The following is a 20,463-nucleotide window of genomic DNA, read 5'->3' as shown; positions in this document are numbered from 1 at the left end:
TCGACTGTCGCTGCTCTACACGCTCTCGTCTATTCGGACCCAGCAGTAGCCGTACCGTTCCAACTCGAAGCGCCACTCGCCGGAACCATCTACACCTTCGCTACCACTTCCTCTGTCGGTGTTAGAGGAACTGATACATTTCTCGGAACTATCTTTATCTGTCTCGATGGCGTCAGACTCGCTATCGGCTTCCGACACGTCACCGGCCTCCGACTCACCACCGTCCTCGACTCGCTCGAACGCCGCCTCGCCGAACAGTCGCACGGGTCTGTGGTCCAGTTCTAGGGTCGCTTCGGCCTCGTCGTCGCCGAGGTTGTGGATCGCGACGACCCGCCCGTGGTCGCTCGACATTCGGTGGGCGAAGACCGCGGGGTCGTCGGTGTCGAACACCTCGCAGTCGCCGTGGCCGATTTCGGGACACTCGCCCCGGAGGCGGTTGAGACGCGAGAACCACTGGAGCAGGGAGTCGGGGTCGCCGCGCTGGTCGGCGACGTTGACCGACTCGTAGCCGTACTCGCCGCCGGAGACGACCGGGCGCACGAGGTCCTCCGGGTCGGCCGTCGAGAACCCGCCGTTTTTCTCGGAGGACCACTGCATCGGGGTACGGACCGCACTCCGCCCGGGGAGGTCCAGGTCGTCGCCCATGCCGATTTCGTCGCCGTAGACGACCAGCGGCGTGCCGGGGAGCGAGAACAGCAGGCTGTAGGCGAGTCGGACGCGGTCGTCGTCGCCCAACATCGGCGCGAGGCGTCGTCGGATGCCGCGTCCGTAGATGCGCATCTCCTCGTCGGGCGCGAACGCCTCGAAGACCGTCTGTTGGTCGGCCTTCGAGAGGCGACCCACGTTGAGTTCGTCGTAGTTCCGGAGGAAGTTGGCCCACTGGCCGCCTTCCGGTCTCGGGGGTAGCAAGTCCAACACCTCCCGAATCGGTTCGGCCTCCTGCTCGGCGAGCGCCAGCACGAGGTAGGCGTCGAGGAGGAAGTTCAACAGGACGTTCATCTCGTCGCCCTCGCCGAGTTCGTCGCTGGTCTCGGCGTCCGACGGAGCTCGGCCGGTCGTGGTACCGAAGTAGTCGCCGAGGTGTTCGGGCGCGTCGTCGGCCTCGGCGAAGAGGATGGCGTCGTCGCCGCGGCGTTCCACGAACTGGCGCATGTCCCGGAGGACGCCGTGGGGGTCGTCGAGTTTCGTGGATTCGAGACCGCCCTTGTTGTCTATCATCAGCGTTGCGGCGTCCACCCGGAAGCCCGAGACGCCGAGTTCGAGCCAGAACCCCATGATCTTCCGAATCTCCTCGCGAACGTCCGGATTGGCGACGTTGAGGTCGGGTTGGAAGTGGTAGAACCGATGGTAGTAGAACGCCTCGGCTTTTTCGTCGTAGCTCCACACCGTGTCCTCCTCGCCGGGGAACACCGGCCCTCGGTGCGGGTCGGGGTCCTCCGGCAGGTCCTCGCGCCAGATGTAGTAGTCGCGGTACTTCGACTCGGGGTCGCTTCGCGCGGCCCGAAACCACGGATGCTGGTCGGACGTGTGATTGACTACGAGGTCCACGATGACCCGAATCCCCCGGCGGTCGGCCTCGCGCACGAACTCCACGAAGTCCCCGAACGTGCCGTACACCGAGTCCACGCCGTAGTAGTCGGCCACGTCGTAGCCGTTGTCGCGGTTCGGCGACGGGTAGAACGGCAGGAGCCACAAACAGTCGACCCCGAGGCCTTCGAGGTAGTCGAGTCGTTCGGTCAGTCCCTCGAAGTCGCCCACGCCGTCGCCGTCCCCGTCCGCGAACGCCTCCACGTCGATAGCGTAGAACGTCGCGTTCTCGTACCATCGGTTTTTGGTTCCCATTTGGCACACCCCTCTCACGACGGCCGACGGGTTCGAGCGGCAAAACTGGTGTGGGCGAAACGGAAACGGAGCGTTAGTCGACGACGATGCCACGCGACCGGTAGCGTCGTCGTACTGTCGTACCCAACGGTACGTTTCTCCCATTTTCGAACCTCCAACGCCGGAATAAGACCGGAAATACCGGTCGAAGTTCGCTCAATTACGACGTTATGTGGTGGGAAGTTCGATACGGTCTGTCCTCTTAAAGGGTCGTGCCACCCAAGGCAGTTCCATGACCATCGAAGAGACCGGTGACGTACTCACTGCCGACCCGGAGACGGGAATCTACCGCGTGACGTACGATTATCCGTCGAACCCGCCGAGTATCGCCGTCCCACTCGCCATCGGGGAGATGACCGGGCGCGGAGTGACCGACCTCGAATCCCTGTACGAGGCCGGAGAGGTGGACCCGGACGCGCTCGACGATCTGTTTCGGCCGACCGCGAGCGGTATCGCTCCCGAGTGCCGCGTAACGTTCGCGTACCACGGCCACGAGGTCACCGTCAAGAGCTACGGTCGTATCGTCATCCGGACTCCGGACGCGTCGCGGTCGATATACTGAGGAAACTGCGGTGGGTCGCCGGCGTCGGCGCTCGCCGGTCGGGCCGCGAAAATCACTCGCCGAGAGATTATTCTCGGTCGGTCACTGGTCTCGGTCGCGCCCCAGACAGCGCTCACACGGTTCGAGGCCGCGTCGTTCCGCCTCGACTTTGGGCAGAATCTCGTGGGCTTGACCAGCGAACAGGTCGTCTCGTTTTACGGTGCCACAGACGCTCTCGGTTCTATCGCCGGTTAGGAGGTGGTAGGACCCCCCGCTACCGGACGCCGCTTCTAACGCCGTGATAACGTCCATCGGAACCTCCTTAAGATAGTACGGCATTATTTATAATGCTGTTTATCCCTGGTGTCAACGCGGTGTACTCTCGCCTTCTCCCCTCCCTCGGACCCGACCCTCCGACCGAACGTCCCCGGGCGGGTCGGTGTCAATCGACCCAAAACGCCGTCTAACGTTGATTTAACCTCCTCTCCGAGGAGAATGGCCTGAAACGCTAAGTGGGTCGGCGTGTTCTACCCTTCCGTTCTGGGGGGACTGATGGACGCGAGTACGCGAACAGCGACGGGGGAATCGGACCGGAGAGAAGCGGTAGTCGAGTGTTCGAGAGTTACTCGGACGTACGAGCGAGGCGGTAGCGGCGGGTGGTTCTCGTTCGGGGACGGGAACGACGCACGCGACGACCGGCCGACCGTCACGGCGCTCGAAGACGTGTCGCTCACCATCGAGCGCGGCGAGTTCGTCGGCCTGTCGGGTCCGAGCGGGAGCGGCAAGTCAACGCTCATCCACCTGCTCTCGGGGTTGGACTCGCCGACCGACGGAACCGTCACGCTCGCGGGCGAGGACGTGTCGTCGCTCTCCCAAAAGGAATTGACTCGTCTGCGACTCGAACAGGTCGGCATCGTCTTCCAGCGGTTCCACCTGCTCCCGTCGCTGTCGGCGCGGGCCAACGTCGCGCTCCCGCTGGTAGAGCGCGGGATGGGCAAGGGAGCGCGCCGCGAGGAGGCCGGGGACCTGCTCGAACGCGTCGGCCTCGGCGACCGACAGAGCCACCGCCCCGGCGAGATGTCCGGCGGCGAGCAACAGCGAGTCGCGGTCGCGCGCGCCCTCGCCGGCGACCCGCTCGTGGTCTTCGCCGACGAACCGACCGGCGAACTCGACACCGACACGGGCGCGGTCATCCTCGACTTGCTCGGGGACCTCGCCGAGGACCGGGCCGTCGTCCTCGCGTCCCACGACGAGCAGGCGCTCGCCCGGACCGACCGGGTGATTCGACTCCGCGACGGACGGGTGAAAGATGCCTGAGAGGACCGTAGAGGCGACGAGGGGGCAGTAGATGAGCAGTATCACGCGCTGGTTCGGTCTCGTCGGGGTCGCGCTCCGCCGGACCGCTACCAAGGCGACCCGGACCGCTCCGCGCCAGACCGCGGTCAGCGTCCTCGGCGTCGCCATCGCGGTCGCACTGATGCTGGTCGTCACCGCGACCGGTCTCGGTCTGGTCCAGGGGACGACCGTTCGAGGTGACGCCGTGGACTACTGGGTCGTCCCGGAGTCCGGCGGCGCGTCCACGATGGTCGTCTCCACCGAGTCGGTCCAACTCGGCGACGTTCACAGTAAGAGCGCCGCGCTGAACGAGGACGGGCGCGTCGAGTACGCGACCCCGGTACAGATTTCGGTGTTAGAGGTCGAGTCCGGCCCGAACAGCGAGTACGTCCTGGGGGTCGGAGTCGTCGGGTCGCCGAAACTCGACCGGGTGGCCGGACTCCCGACCGCGGCGCTCTCGGAGGGCGACCCCTACTACGCGAACGGAAGTTACGACGGCGAGTGGACCGGGGAGACCGTCCTCTCGAACGGCGCGGCGCAGCGTCTGGGCGTGAATCGGACCGACGACCTCTCGGTCAGCGGAGCCATCTCGGGGTCCCAGCGCGGCGACCTGCGAGTCACGGCCGTCGAGAACGTGGCCGTGGAGTCGGGTCTGTCCGGAATGCCGGTGATGCTCGTCCACCTGAGCGAACTCCAGGCCATCACCGGCGCGGAGTCCGGCGACCAGGCCGACCAGATACTCGTCCAGTCGAACGCCGGCGGACTGGAGTCGGACCTCGAAGACCGGTTCCCCGGCGCGAACGCGGTCACTCGCTCCGGGTTCGCCGCACAGAGTTCGACGGACTCGGACCTCCCGCTGGCGATGGGGCTGGCGGCCCTGCTCATCGCCATCGTGGTCGGCACCCTGTTCGTGGCGACCACGCAGGGCCTACAGGTCGAGGCCGACAGCGAGCAGTTGGCGACCCTCACCGCCATCGGTTTCTCCCGGCGCGCGCGTGCAGTTCTGCTCGTCGTGCAGGCGCTCGCGCTCACGCTCGTCGGCGGCGTCCTCGGCATCGTGTTGGCCTACGTCACGACCGCCGTCACCAACTACGCCGCCACGCGGGCAATCGCGCCGGTTCCCATCGCGAACTTCCATCCCCTGCTGGTGGTCTACGGTCTCGGAGTCTCGGCGTTCATCGGGATACTCGTCGCGCCCTACCTGCTGGCGATGGAGCGCCGGACCGAGGGCGTCGTGGAGGTGATTCGGTGACGCGACCTCGCGGCGGTCGCCGGACCACGGGGGTGGTTCGGTGAGCAGACTCCTCCGAAGTCGGCTCATCGCGACGGCCCGGAACCAGGCCGCCGCGGGGGTGATCCGATGAGCCGACTTCGGGTCGCGGTCTCGGTCGCGGCGGCCCAACTTCGCCACGACCGCGCCCGGACCGTCCTCGCGGTGGTCGGCATCGCGGTGGCGGTCCTCTCGACCACCCTGCTCGCCAGTCTCGGCTACGGGGTGTTCGAGACCGGCCAGCAGAAGTTCGACTCCTCGGGCCGGGACCTCTGGGTGACGGGCGGGTCACTCTCGCAGGGGCCGGGCGGATTCGGCACCTCCATCCTCGACTCCCACGAGGTGGCCCGCGACGTCGAGTCCCGCGAGGGGGTGAAGTCGGCGGTACCGATGGCCTTCCGGGCGGTCTACGTCGGAAACGGGTCGGGGGAGATGCGGACGCTCGTCGGCGTGGGCGTCCCCGGCGCTGGTCCGTTCGTCTCCTACGAGGAGGGCGAACTCCCGCACGGCGACGGCCACTACGAGAACGGCACCTACGAGGGGAAGATGTACCACGAGATAGTCATCGACCCCCGGACCGCGGAGATGCTCGACGTGGGCGTGAACGACACCATCTACGTCGGCGGGTCGGTCGAGAGCGCGCGGAACCACGAGTTCGAGGTCACCGGCATCTCCTCTACCTTCTCGAGTTTCCTCGGCGCCCCGACCGTGACGACCTACCTCAGCGAACTGCAGGAGGTCACGGGCACGACGGGCACCGACAAGGCGACGTTCATCACGGTCGATTTGGCCGACGACGCGAACGAGTCCGCGATGGAGCAGGAACTTCAGCGGGCCTATCCCGACTACAATATTCGGACGAACGACGAGCAGATGCGCTCGATTCTCCAGCACAACGCGGTCGTCATCGCGGTCGGGGCCGCGTTAGTCGTCCTCGCGGTGGTCGCGGGGTTCGCACTCACGCTCAACGTCCTCTCCATCGTCGTCTTCCAGCAGAAGGAGGAGCTCGCCGCGCTGACCGCGCTCGGCGTCTCCTCGAAGACGCTCGTCGGGATGGTAGCCGCGCAGGGCGTCCTGCTCGGCGCGCTCGGCGGCCTGCTCGGGGTCGCAGTCACCCCGCCGTTCGTGGTCGGTCTGAACTTCGTCGCGGCCGAAATCGTCGGTTTCGAGGGACTCGTCCAGGCACCGGGGTCGGTCCTCGTCCTCGGCGCGACCATCGCGCTGGTCATCGGGACGCTGGCGGCCGCGGTCGCTGGCTGGCGCACCCTCCGGACCGTGGGTATCGACCAGCTTTCGCGGTGAACGACGGGACGGGGCTTCCGAAGCCTCCACCCTCCTGCCGTCCCGGTACCGGTCTCGCGTCGTGGTGAACGAAGGACTCCGACTAGAGCGACACCGACTGGGCCCGCTTCGTGACGTTCCCGGCCGAGTCCTTCGCACGGAGGTTCACGTCGATGGTGCTTCCCACGGGGAACTGGAAGAGTTCCCATCCGGACGCGCTACCGCCGCTGGCGTCCTCGACCGAGAAGTTCACGTCCGACGACCCGTCGTTGACGACGACTTCGACCGTGTCGAGGTCCTCGTCGGCGTCGGCCGCGGCCCACTTGACCGAGAACATCCGGTCGTCGCCGAGTTGGTTGCTCTTGGAGACGTCGAATCGCTCGACGGTCGGCGCGGCGGACGGGAGGAGGTCCTGCACGCTCACCTCTTCCCCGTCGTAGCGGATGGTCCACTTGGTCTCGTCGAGGGTCATCGACGTGAACGTGCCGTCCACGTAGTAGGCGTCGCCGTAGCCGTTACCCGCGGTACCTGTGACAGTCACCGTGCCGTCGCCGTTGTCGGTGATGCTGTCGTTGCTCTCGGCGGAGTTGTCGCCTGCGGACGTGTTCTTGGTGACGCTCCCCTCGACCGTGAACTCGTACTCCACGCTCTCGGTGTCCGATCCCGAGACGAGTTCGAGCGGTTTTCCTTGGTCCTCGTCCCCGCTGCTACCGGACGACCCGTCGGTGGAGATGTCCGGCATCTCGGTGTCGCTGAGCGCCCAGCGGTCGAAGTAGACCGACTGGTCCTGTGGCGAGGTCCAACTGCCACCGAAGTAGGCGTTGAACCAGTAGTTGCAGCCGAGAGAGAGGTCTTCCGTGAACCGCATTCCCGACTTGTCGAGTTGCAACTCGTCGTTGACCCACATCTTGAGTTGGCCGTCGGCGTTCGCCGACCCGCCGTCGACCGAGTTCAACTTGATGTACTGGCCGACCTTCACCCATTCGCCCGTCGGAACGGTCGCCGCCCAGAAGTGGTCGCCGTACGTCCCGCCCTGGTCCATGTGGTACGTGTAGTAACCGATTTTCACGCCGTCGCTCGGGGAACCGTCGAACGTCGCGCGGGCCGACCACCCGTTCGTCCCGTCGGAGGGTTCGCCGCCCTTCGCACCGCCGGGTTCGGCGTTCGCGGGACCGGGGAGCTTTCCGGTACGGCCGGTGAAGTCGGGGGAGAAACGTATCCACGCGTTGGCGTACAGTTCGGTGGCTTCGGAGTCGAGATCGCCGGCTTCGACCGGGTCGTACGTCGCCGACATCCCGTAGTGGTTGTCCTCGGGGAACTGAACGCTCAACGCGTTACTCCCGGCCTTGACGGGGTCATTTACGCGCTCGTCGTAAGTGCCTTGTTCCCCCGTGTCAGTGAATACGTCTTCGTAACCGCTCTCGTCGAAGGTCTCGTAGACGAGTTCGTGTCCGTCTTCCGCCGCCGCACCGCGCGAACTCGTCACGTTCAGTCCGGCCACGGATGCCGCGGCCCCACCGGCGAGTTGAAGGTAACTCCGCCGGTTCAGTAGTGATGTCTCTGATTCGGATTCGCGTGCCGTTTCGTCGCGTGCCATGCAGTTTTCAATGCTCTGCAGACCTTTTAAATATTTACCGGAACGTCACGATTGGTGTTGGTCGGCTGTGACGAGGGTGATTCTCCCAAACGAATCCGTCCGGCTCTCGCCGCCGTTACTCTATTATAGAGTTCGATAGTTTCTCTTGTATGCCCTCGGAGGACAGAACCCGCCTTCGACTGTTCGCGGTCCACGTCCGGAATTCGGGAATCACCTGCTCGCGGCGACCGTCTTCTACGACACCGTCACCGCCCGCCCGACCCGGTAACCGGCATGTCGGATAGCGACCCGACGATTCTCGGCTTCACCGACCTGCGACCCGAGGAGTTGGTCGCACCGCTCGAAGCCGCCGATGCGTCCGGTCGCGTCTTCTCCTTCGAGGAGGCGGGTCCGGTCGCCAAACTCGTTCGGTCGGCGGTCCGAGGCGCGCGCGTCCTCCGAGCATCGGACGTCGACGCGATACTGCTCTACAACGGGACCGGGATTTTGGGGTTGGTATCCGTCGTTCTCGGCAGAATTTTCGGCGTCCCCCTTCTGCTCCGGGTCAACGGGGACATCTACAGACAACACGCCGACAGGTTGCGCGAACTCCGAGAGGACGACCGGTACGAGCGGGCCGCGGTCTTCGTCGTCTACCACCTCCTGACGAGACTCACGTACCGCGCTTCGAGGGGGTACGTCACCGTCTCCGACGACCTGCGCGACCGACTCGAATCGGGACCGGGCTATCCCGACCGGCCCACAGTCAGCGCCCGCAACCCGGTCGACGCGTCTCGGTTCGAGGACCGCGAGGAGGTAGACCGCATCTGCGGCGTGGACCTCGACGGGAAGCGAGTCCTGTTGACCGTGACGAACCTGAACTACGAGGGGAAGTACCGTGGCGTGGTCGAAATCGTGGAGGCGCTGTCCGATCTGCTCGCCGAACGCGACGATGTGGTGTACGTCGTCGCGGGCGACGGGACGTACTTCGACCGACTCGCGCGCTACGTCGAGACCCGCGTGCCCGAGACCGTCGCCGATCGAATCCTCCTCCCCGGCTACGTAGAGGACGTTCCGCCTGTGTTCGCCGCGGCCGACGTGTTCGTCTACAAGTCCTACATCGACGGCTACCCCAACGTCGTTCTGGAGGCCCAGGCCGCCGGACTCCCCGTGGTGGCGAACCCAGACTGGGGCATCGGCGAACAGGTCTCCGACGGCGAGACGGGCGTGTTGGTCCCGTCGGACGACCACGGGGAGTTCGCCGAGGCGGTGGGACGTCTGCTGACCGACGAGCGCTCGCGCGAGACGGTCGGCCGGAACGCGACCCGTAGGGTCCGGGCGACGAACTCCGACGAGAGCGTCGGCCGCGAACTGTTGGAAGCGGTCGCTCGCGTCCTTCGGGCGTAGCCGAGACCGGAGAGTGACGTTCTGCCTCGCTGGAACTCGGTACGATACAGCGCCGTCCGCACCGTAACCTGCCGCAACGTATTTCTATATATGGGTGTTTGGTCCGGTGCTACGGGGGTTTCCGACGTACTCATGAAAGCTATTATGTTAGGAGCAGGTCAAGGCTCGCGCTTACGTCCTCGAACCGACGGGAATCCGAAACTCTTCCTCGAGGTAGACGGAAAGACGATATTCGAGCGCCAACTCGACGCGTTAGCACCGTTAGTCGAGCAGGGACTCGTGGACGAGCGTATCGTCGTCGTTCTGGGATACGGATTCGCCGAGGACAGTATCGGAGATCGGAGTCGCTCGGAGAAAATCGACGAGTACGTCCGCATCGACGACCGATTCGAGTTCGAGATTATCGTCCTTCCGTACTGGAGTGCGGTCGAGAACGCCGCCTCCGCGCTCGCGGGTATCAACGTCGTAGACGACGACGCGCTACTGTTGTGCGGCGACGTTATTACGACCGACGAGCTACTGTCGTCCGTCGTCGAGCGGTTCCACGACGACCACCGCTCCGAGGGCTACAGCACCGTCGCCGCCATCGAAGGCGTTCAGGACGAGATGACCGCTATCGACTGGGACGACTCCCGAACCGTCACCGACTACGGCGCTATCGAGGGCCATCAGGAGGCCGGCATCTTCGTACTGAACCGCGACCACTTCGATACGGCCGGTCGCCTGCTGTGCGAGAACGCCGTCGAGGAGTGGTTCCCGATAGTCTTCCCCGAGGTGCCGTCGAAGGCCGTGACGGTGGACCCGCGACGACACGCCGAAATCAACACCGAGGAACACTTCCGCGAGGCCGAGCGAAAGCTTCCGCTCGAACCGGCCGACGGGAGCGAAATCGAACTGTGACGTTCGAATGAGTAACGCACTGACCGACGCGGCCGACGCGGTCGTCTCGTACGTGGTTCGGCCGTTCGTCTTCCTGCTCTCGCACCTGGTTCCGCGCAACGACCGCGTCTGGGTGTTCACCGCCGACTGGAGCGGCCGGTTCGCGGAGAACACCAAGTATCTGTTCCTCTACGCGGCCGAGCAGTCCGACGGGGTGCGACCGATCTGGATAGCCCGCGACCGCGAGGTGTTGGAGACGCTTCGAGCGCGCGGCTACGAAGCCTTTCACATCGACGACCGGCGAGGCAAGTACGCGGTTCTCCGCGCGAGATGCGTGTTCAGCTCTCACAGCATCCCGTTCTGGCCGTACGTCGGCGGTGCGCAGGTAGTCCAGACGTGGCACGGCAACGCGCTGAAGCGACTCGGGCGCGACCTCGAACTGGACGCCTCACCACTCGTGCGGTTGTATCGGAAGTACATCGTTCGGAACTGGAACTGGTTCGTGACGACCGGCACCGCAGACGCGCTCGCGCCGTTCGCCTCCGCGTTCGGAATATCGGACGACGAGGTGATTCCCAGTGGCTATCCTCGCAACGACGTGTTCTTCCGGGACGTGGAGGGCGCGACGGTCGGTCTCGACTCCGGCGTCTACGACCGGTTGCGGGACCTGAGCGACGACGCGACCCTCGTCTCGTACATGCCGACCTCCAGACGCGCGTTCCACGAGGACGCGGGTGTCATCGACGGGAGCAGACTCGACGTGGAGAACCTGAATCGACTCCTGGCCGACCACGACGCGTACCTGCTCCTGAAAGCCCATCCGTGGTCGGACGTGGAGATAGACGAAGACGAGTTCGACCGACTCGTCATGCTCCCGAACGGAATCGACATCTATCCGATTCTCCCGCTAGTAGACGTACTCGTCACCGACTACTCGTCGATCTACTTCGACTACCTCCTGCTGGACAGGCCCGTCGTGTTCTACTCGTACGACCTCGACGCGTACCGGGACGCCCGCGGACTCTACTTCGAGTACGACGACGTGACGCCGGGACCGAAAGCCACGACTTCCGAGGAGTTACACGAGTGGTTGGACCACTTCCTGCGCGGCGAAGACGGGTTCGAGGAGTCGCGGGCGCAGGTCCGAGACCGATTCTATCGCCATCGGGACGGTCGGGCGTCGGAGCGCATCTACCGGCACGTCCGGAACGTGGTACGGGGAGCGTCTACCGACCGGCCAGATTCCGCCGGCGGTGACGGTGGTCGCCGGTCCGCCGAGTGCGAAACCGACGCCGAGCAGTTGCTACGGGAGACGAAAACGTGACAGTTCCGTACGGGTTCCAATCCGTCGGTGGCGCAGTTCCTCCGAAAGATGTAGGTATAGAAAGGAATTAAATATAGGCGCTTAACGAACGTTTCTATTGCTCAAAACGATACGAATAATGTTCGAAGTCCGAGTTCGGCGGCGTCTCCACGCTCGTGGTTTCGTCCGGGCCGTCATACTTACGGACACACTCCAAATATAAGAGAGAGGGGATTCTAACGGACAATGACTGGGGGACGATGAGTGGGGACATATCACGAACAGAGAAGTTAGCAGCGTTTAGAGAGATCATCTACTATCGACCGCTCCTGTCGGGGGTAATACTGGTTTTGGGTATCGTCGCCGCTCTTCTCGAAGGTATCGGTCTCAGTTTCCTCATCCCTATTATCGGGTTCATCCAGTCGGAGAACGGAACGCCCGACAGCGGCATGGTCGGGATGTTCGCCGACGCCTACGAGTTCCTCGGCATCCCGTTCACGCTCGAAACCGTCGTCGTCGGCGTCACCGTCATCATGGCCGTCCGGTACGCGTCCGGGTTCGGCGTGATGTGGCTCGGCGAAGCCTTGCGCACGTTCTACGAACGCGACCTGAAACAGGAGGCGTTCGACGCCGCCATCGACGCGCGAATCGCGTACTTCAACGAGAAGGGGTCGGACGAGATTTTGAACGCCATCGTAACGCAGTCGAAGTACGCCGGAAAGAGCGTCTCGTGGTTCGTGAAGGTGCTTCAACCGTTGCTCCTCGCGCTGATGTACGCCGGGATTGCGATATATCTCGCGCCCGTCTTGACGCTCCTGACCGGCGTCGTCCTCGGCACCGTGGCGCTGGTGATCCGACACGGGTTGGAGTCGGGGTACTCGGTCGGAGACAAGGTATCCGAAGCGAACGAGCGGATACAGGAGGCCGCCCAGGCGGGGACGCAGGGAATCCGCGAGGTCAAACTCTACGGACTCGGCGACGAGGTGCGCAGGGAGTTTCGGGACGCGGTCGAACAGTTCGTGGACGCGACGGTCCACCTCCGCCGGAACGAGGCGGCGGTCCAGAACAGCTATCAGTTCGCCGCCGCCATCTCGATATTCGTCCTCATCTACCTCGCCGTGACGTTCACGTCGATGAACCTCGGGACCCTCGGCGTGTTCCTGTTCGCCATGTTCCGACTCGCACCCATCGTGAGTATGCTGAACTACCGCGTGTACCAGCTAGAGGGGAACCTCCCGCACGTCGTCAAGACCGACATGTTCGTCAACTCCCTGGAGCAGAACCGAGAGCAAGTCGACGGCGGCGTGGAAGACATCGGTGAGGTGAACGAGGTGGCGTTCGACGACGTCTCGTTCTCCTACTCGAACGCCGAGTCGGTCCTCGAAAACGTCTCGTTCAGCGTGTCGAAGGGCGAGTTCGTCGCGTTCGTCGGCCAGTCGGGTGCCGGGAAATCGACCATCGTGTCGCTACTGAGCCGGATGTACCTCCCCGACGATGGGGTGATAACCGCCGACGGCCGTCCCATCACCGACATCGACTTGGAGGAGTGGCGGTCGAAGTTGGCCATCGTTCGACAGAACCCCTTCATCTTCGACGACACGCTCTGGTACAACCTCACCGTCGGCAATCGGTCGGCGTCGCGCGACGAGGTCGAGCGCGCGTGCGAAACCGCACAGGTCTCCGAGTTTCTCGACTCGATGTCCGACGGCTTCCAGACTGAACTCGGCGAAGGCGGCGTCAGACTGTCGGGCGGCCAGAAACAGCGAATCGCGCTCGCTCGTGCGATTCTGAAGGAGGACGCGGACGTGCTCGTCCTGGACGAAGCGACGAGCGACCTGGACTCGGTGACCGAACAGCGCGTCCAGGCCGGAATCGAGTCGATGGAGCGCGACTACGCGGTCATCACGATAGCGCATCAGCTCTCGACCATTCGGAACGCCGACGAGATAAACACCATCGAGGACGGCCACATCGTAGAGCAGGGGAGTCACGACGTACTTCTGGAGAACGAGGGCACCTACGCCGACCTGTACAGTCGCCAGTACTCGGACTGACTCGGAATCAGTAACGAACCGTTCCCATATTTACACTTTCTTTATACGCTCTTGGTCCTCTAGCGCCGGTTACGGACCACTCACTGGCGGCGACTGGACCGTGATGATAGCAAATGAAACCGACGAGAAGACGCGTTCTCCTCGGCCTCGGCGCGGTCGCAGGCGGAGCGGGTATCGCGTACGTGGGGCGTGACCAGAGGCGAGCGGAGAAGGGGGTATCGGGAGACAGCAAGACGGCGACGAAACGAACCGGTGAGACCGAACGCGAGGAGACGACGACCGAAACGGAGACCACCACCGAACGGGAGACCACTACCGAACGGGACGTCGAGTTCCCCGAGCAGTTCGTCGAGTTTTCGTTCGACACGCCGGAGTCGCTCGAGAAGTTCACGGAACGAAACGCGACGCAGAACGTCGAGATCGGAGAGCGCGGCATCTCCTCGGATTCGAACTCACTCCAGGTGACGTTCCGCGAGGGGAGACACTACGGCACGTCGCTCCAGTATCAGTTCGACGAGGCTGGCTACCCCGAACCCGAGGAGTTGCACGTCCGCTACTACCTCCGATTCGGCACGTCGTTCGAAGTGCCCTACGAGGGTGGGAAGTTACCCGGCCCGGCGGGGACCTACGGGCAGGCGGGATGGGGCGGACGCCAAGCCGACGGGACGAACGGGTGGTCGGCGCGAATGTACTTCTACCAGAGCGACGACTCCGAGCGTCCGGTTCAACTCGCAAGTTACGTGTATCACGCGGAGATGGACAGTCCCTACGGCGATGTCTTCCACTGGGACAGGGAGAATGCCGGACGCTTGGAGTTGGGGAAGTGGTACCGAATCGACAACTACGTGAAACTAAACACGCCCGGCCAAGACGACGGCGTGCTGAAAGGGTGGGTCGACGGGGAGCGCGCACTCCAAGTAACCGACCTGCGGTTCCGCGACGTCCCTCGGATTCGAATCGACAAGTACTGGTTCGACTGCTACTGGGGAGGTTCGGTCCATCCTTCCGCCGACCACCACGTTTATTTCGACCAGCTGAAGCTGTACTCCGAATCCCGGGAGACGGACGACTGGGACGGAACCGAGACGGGGGTGACCCCGATACCGGAAACAGAGACGACCGAGGTCGAAACGGCCGAGGACGAAACGACCGACGACGAGTAGGCCGGCGACGAAGCGCCCAGTCGGTAAACGAACCCTCCGAGCCGACGCCGTTTAACCGCTACACTACGGTTCAAACGTACACCGAAACTTTTGTACTCACGAGTTGGCGTTACGATGGATGAGTACTGTAATTACGTTCCTGCGGGCGGCGTTGGCGGGGTCGATTCTGACGGTACTGTACACGAACGTCCTCTATCCGGTCGCGGTTTCGCTCTTGGGACTGCTTCACGGGCCGGAGTCCGAGGGACGGGTAGGTGGAGGCCCGGCGGACGGCGGCCGCCGAAGTGACCTCCCGAGCGTCTCTCTCGTCGTCGCGGCCTACAACGAAGAGGACGTAATCGCCGAGAAGATAGAGAACAGCCTCGCGTTGGACTACCCCGACGAAAAACTGGAGATACTCGTCTTCTCCGACGCGTCGAGCGACGCCACCGACGACATCGTTCGGTCCTACGCCGACGAGGGCGTCGAACTGGTTCGCGTAGAAGGTCGAGTCGGCAAGACCGAGTGCCAGAACGTCGTCGCCGACCGGGCCGACGGCGAGATTCTCGTCTTCTCCGACGCGAACAGCATGTACGAACCCGACGCGATACGCCGACTCGTCGCCCAGTTCGACGACGACGTGGGGTGTGTCGTCGGCGGACTCCACTACGAGAACGTCGGGAACAACACGGCCGCCATCCCCATCTACCGGCGGTTCGAGCGGTTCGTCCAGCGGTCGGAGTCCCGAACCGGGTCCATCGTCAAGGGGAACGGCGCGATTTACGCGGTCAGGGCCGACGACTACGTGCCGCTCTCGGCCGACCTGATGAGCGACTTCGGCGAACCGCTGGCGATTCGGTCCCGGGGCAAGCAGGTGAAGTTCGCGCCCGACGCGGTGGCGCTCGAACAGGCGCGCGACGACCTCGACTCCCAACGAGAGGCGGAGAATCGAATCACCACTCGGTCGTGGCACACGTTGTCGGAGTTCACCGAGTTGCTGAATCCCGTCGAGTACGGCACCTACTCGGTCAAGCTCTGGTCGCGGACGGCCCTGCTGTGGCTCACCCCGGTCATGTTGGGCGTCGCGGGGTCGTCGGCCCTCCTGCTCGCGCTCCTCCAACCGACGGGACTCCACCTCCTGTTCGCCGGGGGAGTGGCGGCGTTCGCGGTCTCGGTCGGCGTCACCGCCGGAGCGAAGCGTGCCGGACGTACCGCACCGCTTCCGCTTCAGGCGACCTACTACTTCGCCCTGCTCAACTACAGCCTCCTCGTCGGCCTCTCGAACTTCCTCCGGGGTCGCAACGTCGTGACGTGGGACACCGACGAGCGACCCGAGGAGACCGGACCGACCGCGGCGAACGCGACGAACGCGGCCGATCCACAGGGCTGAGCCAGCCACATGGCTTTACACTCAGTTCGTCGTACGCCGTCTGGATGCGGGGGAATCGAGACCGAACCGGGGGGCTGCAGGTGACTGCATCGTCGGCCGAGCGAACGGAACCGACCGAGAGCGAGACTGAGAGTGGTTCGGCGAGCGAAACGCGGGTGTTGCACCTGCCGCACTTCGACTCGAATCCGTATCAGTCGAATCTGGCCGACGCGCTCGAGTCCCGCGGCGTCTCGGCGACGCTGGCGAGCGGCTATCCGCTTTCGACGTTGCGAACGGTCGCGTCCGAGGGGCTTCCGGACGTTCTCCACCTGCACTGGATTTCGCCGTACCTCGTCGCCGACGGGCGACTCCGGACCGCGGCGAAGGCCGTGGCGTTCGTCGCGGGTCTGCTCGTGGCGCGACTGCTCGGGACGCGAATCGTCTGGACCGCCCACAATCTGGTCGAACACGAGCGCAGACGCCCCGAGTTCGAGCGATTCTGCAAGCGACTCCTCGTGACTCGGGTGTTCGACCGGGTGTTCGTCCACTGGCCGAGCGCGCGCCGCCGACTGGTCGAGGAGTACGACCTCTCCGGCGGCCAGCGCACCGACCTCGTGACGATACCCCACGGCAACTACGTCGGGGACTACGAGGACGAAATCGACCGCGCGACTGCGCGAGACCGACTCGGTCTCTCCGACGACGAGTTCGTCTTCCTCTACTTCGGGCGCATCCGACCCTACAAGCAGGTGCCTCGGCTAATCGAGGCGTTCGGCCGACTCGACGCCGACGACGCTCGCCTCGTCGTCGCCGGAAACGCGACCGACGACGAGTTGCGCGAGCAGGTCGCGTCCCGGGCCGCCGGAGACGACCGGGTTCGCTCGGTCCTCGAATACGTTCCGGACGACGAGGTCCAGACGTACATGAACGCGGCCGACGCCGTGGTCTTCCCCTTCCGGGACATCTTCACGTCCGGGAGCGTCCTGCTCGCCATGTCGTTCGGCAAGGCGGTCGTGGCCCCGGAGTCGGGGTGTCTCACCGACGTGGTCGGCGAGGAGGGCGGCGTCCTCTACGACCCGGACCACTCCGAGGAGTCGGACGACGCGGCCGAGACCGACGCGCTGACCCGAGCCATTCGGGAGGCCCTGTCGCGCGACGTGGCCCGGATGGGCCGTCGCAACTACGAGACCGCGGTCGGCTACTCGTGGGACGACGTGGCCGAGCGAACCGCCGACGCCTACGCCGAACTGCTGCGGTCCCGCCGAGAAGGGTGACCGCCGATCGAAGTGTCGCTACTGACGCAGGTTTCGCGCTATCTGGTCGGCCGTGCGCCGTACGTTGTAGGCGTTCCAGACGAACCGGTGTCCGTCCACGAGCGTGAGTCCTCCGCCCGAAGAGATGGTGTGTCGACCGGCCGAGAGAGGACCGTCCTCGCTCGGTGCGATTTCGGCGACCGGCTCCTCGGCGAACCCGGTCGACGTGAGTTCGGTCACGCGATTCACGACGATTTTCCGGCCGTACCAGTCGGCGCAGTACTGAGTCGGCCGATACAGGTCCCCGTCCGTAGTCCACGGAGTTCCCGCGGGTCTCGCGGCGCGAACGTCGGTCTTGACCGGGTTGTTCTCGTGGGGTCGCCACTCCCCGGTCAGGGTCGGCGCGTGCCAGAGATGCAGGTTCGTGTTCACCATGTCGTCCTGCTTCGTGAAGAACAGCCACCACCTGTCGTCGTGGTAGACCGGGGTCGGATCCACGCCCGCCACGTCGGGTATCAGCGTTCGCTCGCGCTCCCAGTCGTCGGGCGAAGCGACCCTGTACAGCGCAATCTCGTTCGCTTCGTGCGTCTCGGGCGTCGCGTAGAGGTCGCCCTCGTGTCTGAAGAGGTACGGATACGAGAGGTGGTACTGTCTTTCGAGGGCCGTCTCGACGGTCGGATTCCGTTTCCCGTCGTTCCGTTTGCCGTCGTCGTATCTCACATAGGAGATGTTCCCCGTCTCGTCTTCGTACGAGTACTTCTCGAAGAAAACGTAGGTGTCGCCGTCTATCTCGGCTGGAAACGGGTCGGCGACGAACTCGGTGTCTCTCGGCGACGAGTACCACTGGACGGTCGCCGACTTCGACTCGTCCAGGAACCTCTCGACCGGGGCTTCCGACACGCCGATGCTCCACTTCTCGTACCCTCTCGTCAACTCTCGGACCATCGCGGCGGCGCGTTTGGAACCGAACCGGAACATCTGGGACAGTCTCGGCGAGCGATAGACGGGGGCGTCCGTCTCGGAGGGCGACTGCTCCAAGTAGTCGGTCCGTCCGTTCAGAACGTCGACGGCGACCTGTGCTGGCCACTTCGTAGTACCGTACAGCGCCTGATCCAGATTCGCGGTCCACGAGTACGGAATCGTCGGGAAGTACCCGCGGCGAAGGATGATTCCGCCGTCGAGTCGCTCGGTCAGTCGCTGTAACACCGCTCCCGTCACCGGGTCGCCCTCGTATATCTCCCAGAAACACGGCGGGACGCCTCTGTACTTCCGCTCGTCGTCGTGGTGGAACGACCAGACGCCGTATCTCGGAACGTCGAGTATCTCGCCCTTGATGATGCCGAAGGCGAACCGCAGTACGAAGTCGAGGTCGAACTCGCGTATCCGGTCGAGGTCCGACTCGGAGAAGTACTCGGCATACCCCTCCTCTCTCACGTCACAGGCGATTCGCTCGACACCGCCGAGTTCCTCGGACAGGTCCACCGGTTTCCGAGACGCGCCGTCGTCCGAAATGTGCTGGTTGTACAGCCGCCACGAAGCCCTGTCCACCGTCTCCTTCGCGCCCTCGGACGTGGCCGTCTCGACCGCCGAACGGACCCGTTCTGCGACCCGGCCGATTCGGGACTCGCGGCTCCGGTCCGTCGTTCGACGGTCGTCGAGAACGAGCAGTTTCGGTCGGACGCCCTCCACGTCGAGCAGGTGTCGAATGCACTCGGCCTGCCAGTCGTCGAACGTCGTTCCGGTACACATGACACCGAACTCCAGCGTCGAATCGCCCCGGCTCATGTCGCCCGTCCCGGCCCTCCGTCGGTCTCGGCTACGGCCCAGGAGCGGACGTCGTACCTCTCTGGGGCTGTTGGGACTCTCATGTTCGGCTCCGACGGGACGACGGTCCGAACGCTCAAATAGCTCTTGGTAAGTTGACAACCAGAACGGTCGGAAATTACCTCGCCCCGTCCGCGTGACGCGTTCGTTTCCCTCCGTTCGCAGCGGCGCTCCCGCCGTTAATCTATTGTACGAGACTACAGTCTGCTGTTACATGCTCTCAGAGTACCGAAGCGACGTTCGACCGCTCCCGGAGCGCTTCGGATGAAATCGCTATACATCGCCCACACGCCGTATCACGTTCTCCTCGCCAGCACGCTCGCGGCGTCGGCCGAGGAGGACCGGGAGCGACATCTGGTGAGCGTCCTCGACTCGGACATGGCGGAGCTCTTGCGCTCGCTCGAACTCGACGAAGACCCGCCGTTCGACCACGTCTACTCTATACCGGGGACGCTGGACACCACGGGTCGGCGTGGCGAACTCCGCAAGAAGGTCAACAGCCTGCGAGTCCGGCGGTACGTGAACTGCGAGCGACCCGACGAACTCTACACGTTCAACGACCACCGCCCCGAATCGCAGGCCGCCTTCGACGCTCTGGGCGACGACGTGCGCCGCATCTACGTCGAGGACGGCACCGCCGCCTACGCTCGGTTCCCGCCAGCAGACGAGTGGACCCGCCTCGGCTATCTCAAGGCGAAACTGTTCTACGGCCCGTGGCGCAGAAACCCGCGGCTTCTCGGGACGACCGACTGGATAGACGAGGTTCGACTCGTCTTCCCCGACCACGCCCTGCCGGAGGTGCGAGCGAATCCCGTCGTTCCGATACCGCGAGAGTCGGTCCTCGTGCTCGCCGACGCCGACTGGTTCCGGCGGTACGTCGAGCAAAGCGGCGTCGACGAGACGCTGGACCGACTGGACGCGCTCGTCTTCGTCACCCATTCCAACTACGTTGGCGACATCTCGAACTACGTCGAACTCCTCGAAACGCTCGTGGACCGCCTCACCGAACGGGGGTTCCGCGTCGGCCTGAAGTACCACCCGCGAGAGAAACAGAAGGCCTTCGAGTTCGACCGAGACGACGTCGAGGTCCTCTCTCGCGGCGTCTCAGCCGAGGTTCTCTACGTCGCCGACCCGACGCTCGACTTCGTCGTCGGCGGGATGTCCACGGCGCTGTTGACGGCGCGGTGGCTACTGGACGACGCCACCGTCGTCTCGCTGACGGAGGTCCTCCAGCAGTCGAACCGCGAACTCCCCGACGTGTTCGAGCGTCTCGGCATCCACGTCCCCGAAAGTCGCTCCGAAGTGGCCCAGGTCCCGATTCGACGGTGACGGAACGCTCCGGCGATGG

At 64.5% G+C, this 20,463-nt stretch carries 16 protein-coding genes; 12 read left to right on the top strand and 4 right to left on the bottom strand.

The window, feature by feature from the left end; translation table 11 throughout:
* Positions 1 to 15: 15 nt before the first annotated feature.
* On the bottom strand, positions 16 to 1,842 hold the full coding sequence (locus E2484_RS15780) for an alpha-amylase family protein (protein WP_137286144.1): 1,827 nt from the start codon (positions 1,840 to 1,842) through the stop codon (positions 16 to 18).
* A gap of 271 nt (positions 1,843 to 2,113) precedes the next feature.
* On the opposite strand from E2484_RS15780, the gene E2484_RS15775 reads away from it, so the two are divergent.
* Positions 2,114 to 2,443 (top strand): HalOD1 output domain-containing protein, encoded by a 330-nt coding sequence (locus E2484_RS15775; RefSeq protein WP_137286143.1) that lies wholly within the window; start codon positions 2,114 to 2,116, stop codon positions 2,441 to 2,443.
* An 81-nt stretch (positions 2,444 to 2,524) separates the two neighbouring features.
* On the opposite strand, the gene E2484_RS15770 is transcribed toward E2484_RS15775, so the two are convergent.
* The gene (locus E2484_RS15770; RefSeq protein WP_137286142.1) at positions 2,525 to 2,734 is read right to left on the bottom strand and encodes a hypothetical protein; all 210 of its coding nucleotides are present in this window, start codon (positions 2,732 to 2,734) and stop codon (positions 2,525 to 2,527) included.
* A gap of 240 nt (positions 2,735 to 2,974) precedes the next feature.
* Here E2484_RS15770 and E2484_RS15765 point away from each other — a divergent pair, with 240 nt between their 5' ends.
* The 3 genes from E2484_RS15765 to E2484_RS15755 all read left to right on the top strand — a co-directional run bounded on the left by E2484_RS15765 (position 2,975) and on the right by E2484_RS15755 (position 6,329).
* Positions 2,975 to 3,739 (top strand): ABC transporter ATP-binding protein, encoded by a 765-nt coding sequence (locus E2484_RS15765; RefSeq protein ID WP_137286141.1) that lies wholly within the window; start codon positions 2,975 to 2,977, stop codon positions 3,737 to 3,739.
* A 31-nt stretch (positions 3,740 to 3,770) separates the two neighbouring features.
* The gene (locus E2484_RS15760; protein WP_137286140.1) at positions 3,771 to 5,009 is read left to right on the top strand and encodes an ABC transporter permease; all 1,239 of its coding nucleotides are present in this window, start codon (positions 3,771 to 3,773) and stop codon (positions 5,007 to 5,009) included.
* 108 nt (positions 5,010 to 5,117) lie between these two features.
* A complete protein-coding gene (locus tag E2484_RS15755; protein WP_137286139.1) occupies positions 5,118 to 6,329 on the top strand; it encodes an ABC transporter permease in 1,212 nt (403 codons plus the stop codon).
* Positions 6,330 to 6,411: 82 nt separating this feature from the next.
* Here E2484_RS15755 and E2484_RS15750 read toward each other — a convergent pair whose 3' ends face one another.
* Positions 6,412 to 7,905 (bottom strand): polysaccharide lyase, encoded by a 1,494-nt coding sequence (locus tag E2484_RS15750; RefSeq protein WP_137286138.1) that lies wholly within the window; start codon positions 7,903 to 7,905, stop codon positions 6,412 to 6,414.
* 273 nt (positions 7,906 to 8,178) lie between these two features.
* Here E2484_RS15750 and E2484_RS15745 point away from each other — a divergent pair, with 273 nt between their 5' ends.
* From E2484_RS15745 to E2484_RS15715, 7 genes are all read left to right on the top strand, one after another.
* On the top strand, positions 8,179 to 9,291 hold the full coding sequence (locus E2484_RS15745; RefSeq protein WP_137286137.1) for a glycosyltransferase family 4 protein: 1,113 nt from the start codon (positions 8,179 to 8,181) through the stop codon (positions 9,289 to 9,291).
* A 132-nt stretch (positions 9,292 to 9,423) separates the two neighbouring features.
* A complete protein-coding gene (locus tag E2484_RS15740) occupies positions 9,424 to 10,191 on the top strand; it encodes an NTP transferase domain-containing protein (protein WP_170977379.1) in 768 nt (255 codons plus the stop codon).
* A gap of 7 nt (positions 10,192 to 10,198) precedes the next feature.
* Complete coding sequence (locus E2484_RS15735) at positions 10,199 to 11,494, top strand: CDP-glycerol glycerophosphotransferase family protein (RefSeq protein WP_137286135.1); 1,296 nt, start codon at positions 10,199 to 10,201, stop codon at positions 11,492 to 11,494.
* Between the two features lie 239 nt (positions 11,495 to 11,733).
* A complete protein-coding gene (locus E2484_RS15730) occupies positions 11,734 to 13,527 on the top strand; it encodes an ABC transporter ATP-binding protein (RefSeq protein WP_137286134.1) in 1,794 nt (597 codons plus the stop codon).
* 113 nt (positions 13,528 to 13,640) lie between these two features.
* On the top strand, positions 13,641 to 14,690 hold the full coding sequence (locus E2484_RS15725; protein ID WP_137286133.1) for a polysaccharide lyase: 1,050 nt from the start codon (positions 13,641 to 13,643) through the stop codon (positions 14,688 to 14,690).
* Between the two features lie 118 nt (positions 14,691 to 14,808).
* Positions 14,809 to 16,059, top strand: coding sequence for a glycosyltransferase family 2 protein (locus tag E2484_RS15720; RefSeq protein WP_137286132.1), 1,251 nt, complete (start codon positions 14,809 to 14,811; stop codon positions 16,057 to 16,059).
* 44 nt (positions 16,060 to 16,103) lie between these two features.
* Positions 16,104 to 17,312, top strand: coding sequence for a glycosyltransferase (locus tag E2484_RS15715; protein ID WP_137286131.1), 1,209 nt, complete (start codon positions 16,104 to 16,106; stop codon positions 17,310 to 17,312).
* Between the two features lie 18 nt (positions 17,313 to 17,330).
* Here the strand turns inward: E2484_RS15715 and E2484_RS15710 are convergent, their stop codons facing one another.
* The gene (locus E2484_RS15710) at positions 17,331 to 19,076 is read right to left on the bottom strand and encodes a glucosamine inositolphosphorylceramide transferase family protein (protein ID WP_137286130.1); all 1,746 of its coding nucleotides are present in this window, start codon (positions 19,074 to 19,076) and stop codon (positions 17,331 to 17,333) included.
* A gap of 303 nt (positions 19,077 to 19,379) precedes the next feature.
* On the opposite strand from E2484_RS15710, the gene E2484_RS15705 reads away from it, so the two are divergent.
* The gene (locus E2484_RS15705; protein WP_137286129.1) at positions 19,380 to 20,444 is read left to right on the top strand and encodes a polysialyltransferase family glycosyltransferase; all 1,065 of its coding nucleotides are present in this window, start codon (positions 19,380 to 19,382) and stop codon (positions 20,442 to 20,444) included.
* The last annotated feature ends 19 nt before the right edge of the window (positions 20,445 to 20,463 follow it).

The sequence above is a fragment of the Halorussus salinisoli genome (assembly GCA_005239435.1).
In the GTDB taxonomy this organism is placed as follows: Archaea; Halobacteriota; Halobacteria; order Halobacteriales; family Haladaptataceae; genus Halorussus; species Halorussus salinisoli.
The sequence above is the reverse complement of the archived record's forward strand: the minus strand, read 5'-3'. Positions and strand labels throughout refer to the sequence as shown.

Bases quoted from the DNA above. Each gene is read 5' to 3' on its own strand.
- E2484_RS15755 (WP_137286139.1), top strand. From the start codon at position 5,118: ATGAGCCGACTTCGGGTCGCGGTCTCGGTCGCGGCGGCCCAACTTCGC.
- E2484_RS15780 (WP_137286144.1), bottom strand. From the start codon at position 1,842: ATGGGAACCAAAAACCGATGGTACGAGAACGCGACGTTCTACGCTATC.
- E2484_RS15730 (WP_137286134.1), top strand. From the start codon at position 11,734: ATGAGTGGGGACATATCACGAACAGAGAAGTTAGCAGCGTTTAGAGAG.
- E2484_RS15750 (WP_137286138.1), bottom strand. From the start codon at position 7,905: ATGGCACGCGACGAAACGGCACGCGAATCCGAATCAGAGACATCACTA.
- E2484_RS15715 (WP_137286131.1), top strand. From the start codon at position 16,104: ATGCGGGGGAATCGAGACCGAACCGGGGGGCTGCAGGTGACTGCATCG.
- E2484_RS15775 (WP_137286143.1), top strand. From the start codon at position 2,114: ATGACCATCGAAGAGACCGGTGACGTACTCACTGCCGACCCGGAGACG.
- E2484_RS15740 (WP_170977379.1), top strand. From the start codon at position 9,424: ATGAAAGCTATTATGTTAGGAGCAGGTCAAGGCTCGCGCTTACGTCCT.
- E2484_RS15765 (WP_137286141.1), top strand. From the start codon at position 2,975: ATGGACGCGAGTACGCGAACAGCGACGGGGGAATCGGACCGGAGAGAA.
- E2484_RS15710 (WP_137286130.1), bottom strand. From the start codon at position 19,076: ATGAGCCGGGGCGATTCGACGCTGGAGTTCGGTGTCATGTGTACCGGA.
- E2484_RS15705 (WP_137286129.1), top strand. From the start codon at position 19,380: ATGAAATCGCTATACATCGCCCACACGCCGTATCACGTTCTCCTCGCC.
- E2484_RS15760 (WP_137286140.1), top strand. From the start codon at position 3,771: ATGAGCAGTATCACGCGCTGGTTCGGTCTCGTCGGGGTCGCGCTCCGC.
- E2484_RS15770 (WP_137286142.1), bottom strand. From the start codon at position 2,734: ATGGACGTTATCACGGCGTTAGAAGCGGCGTCCGGTAGCGGGGGGTCC.
- E2484_RS15735 (WP_137286135.1), top strand. From the start codon at position 10,199: ATGAGTAACGCACTGACCGACGCGGCCGACGCGGTCGTCTCGTACGTG.
- E2484_RS15720 (WP_137286132.1), top strand. From the start codon at position 14,809: ATGAGTACTGTAATTACGTTCCTGCGGGCGGCGTTGGCGGGGTCGATT.
- E2484_RS15725 (WP_137286133.1), top strand. From the start codon at position 13,641: ATGAAACCGACGAGAAGACGCGTTCTCCTCGGCCTCGGCGCGGTCGCA.
- E2484_RS15745 (WP_137286137.1), top strand. From the start codon at position 8,179: ATGTCGGATAGCGACCCGACGATTCTCGGCTTCACCGACCTGCGACCC.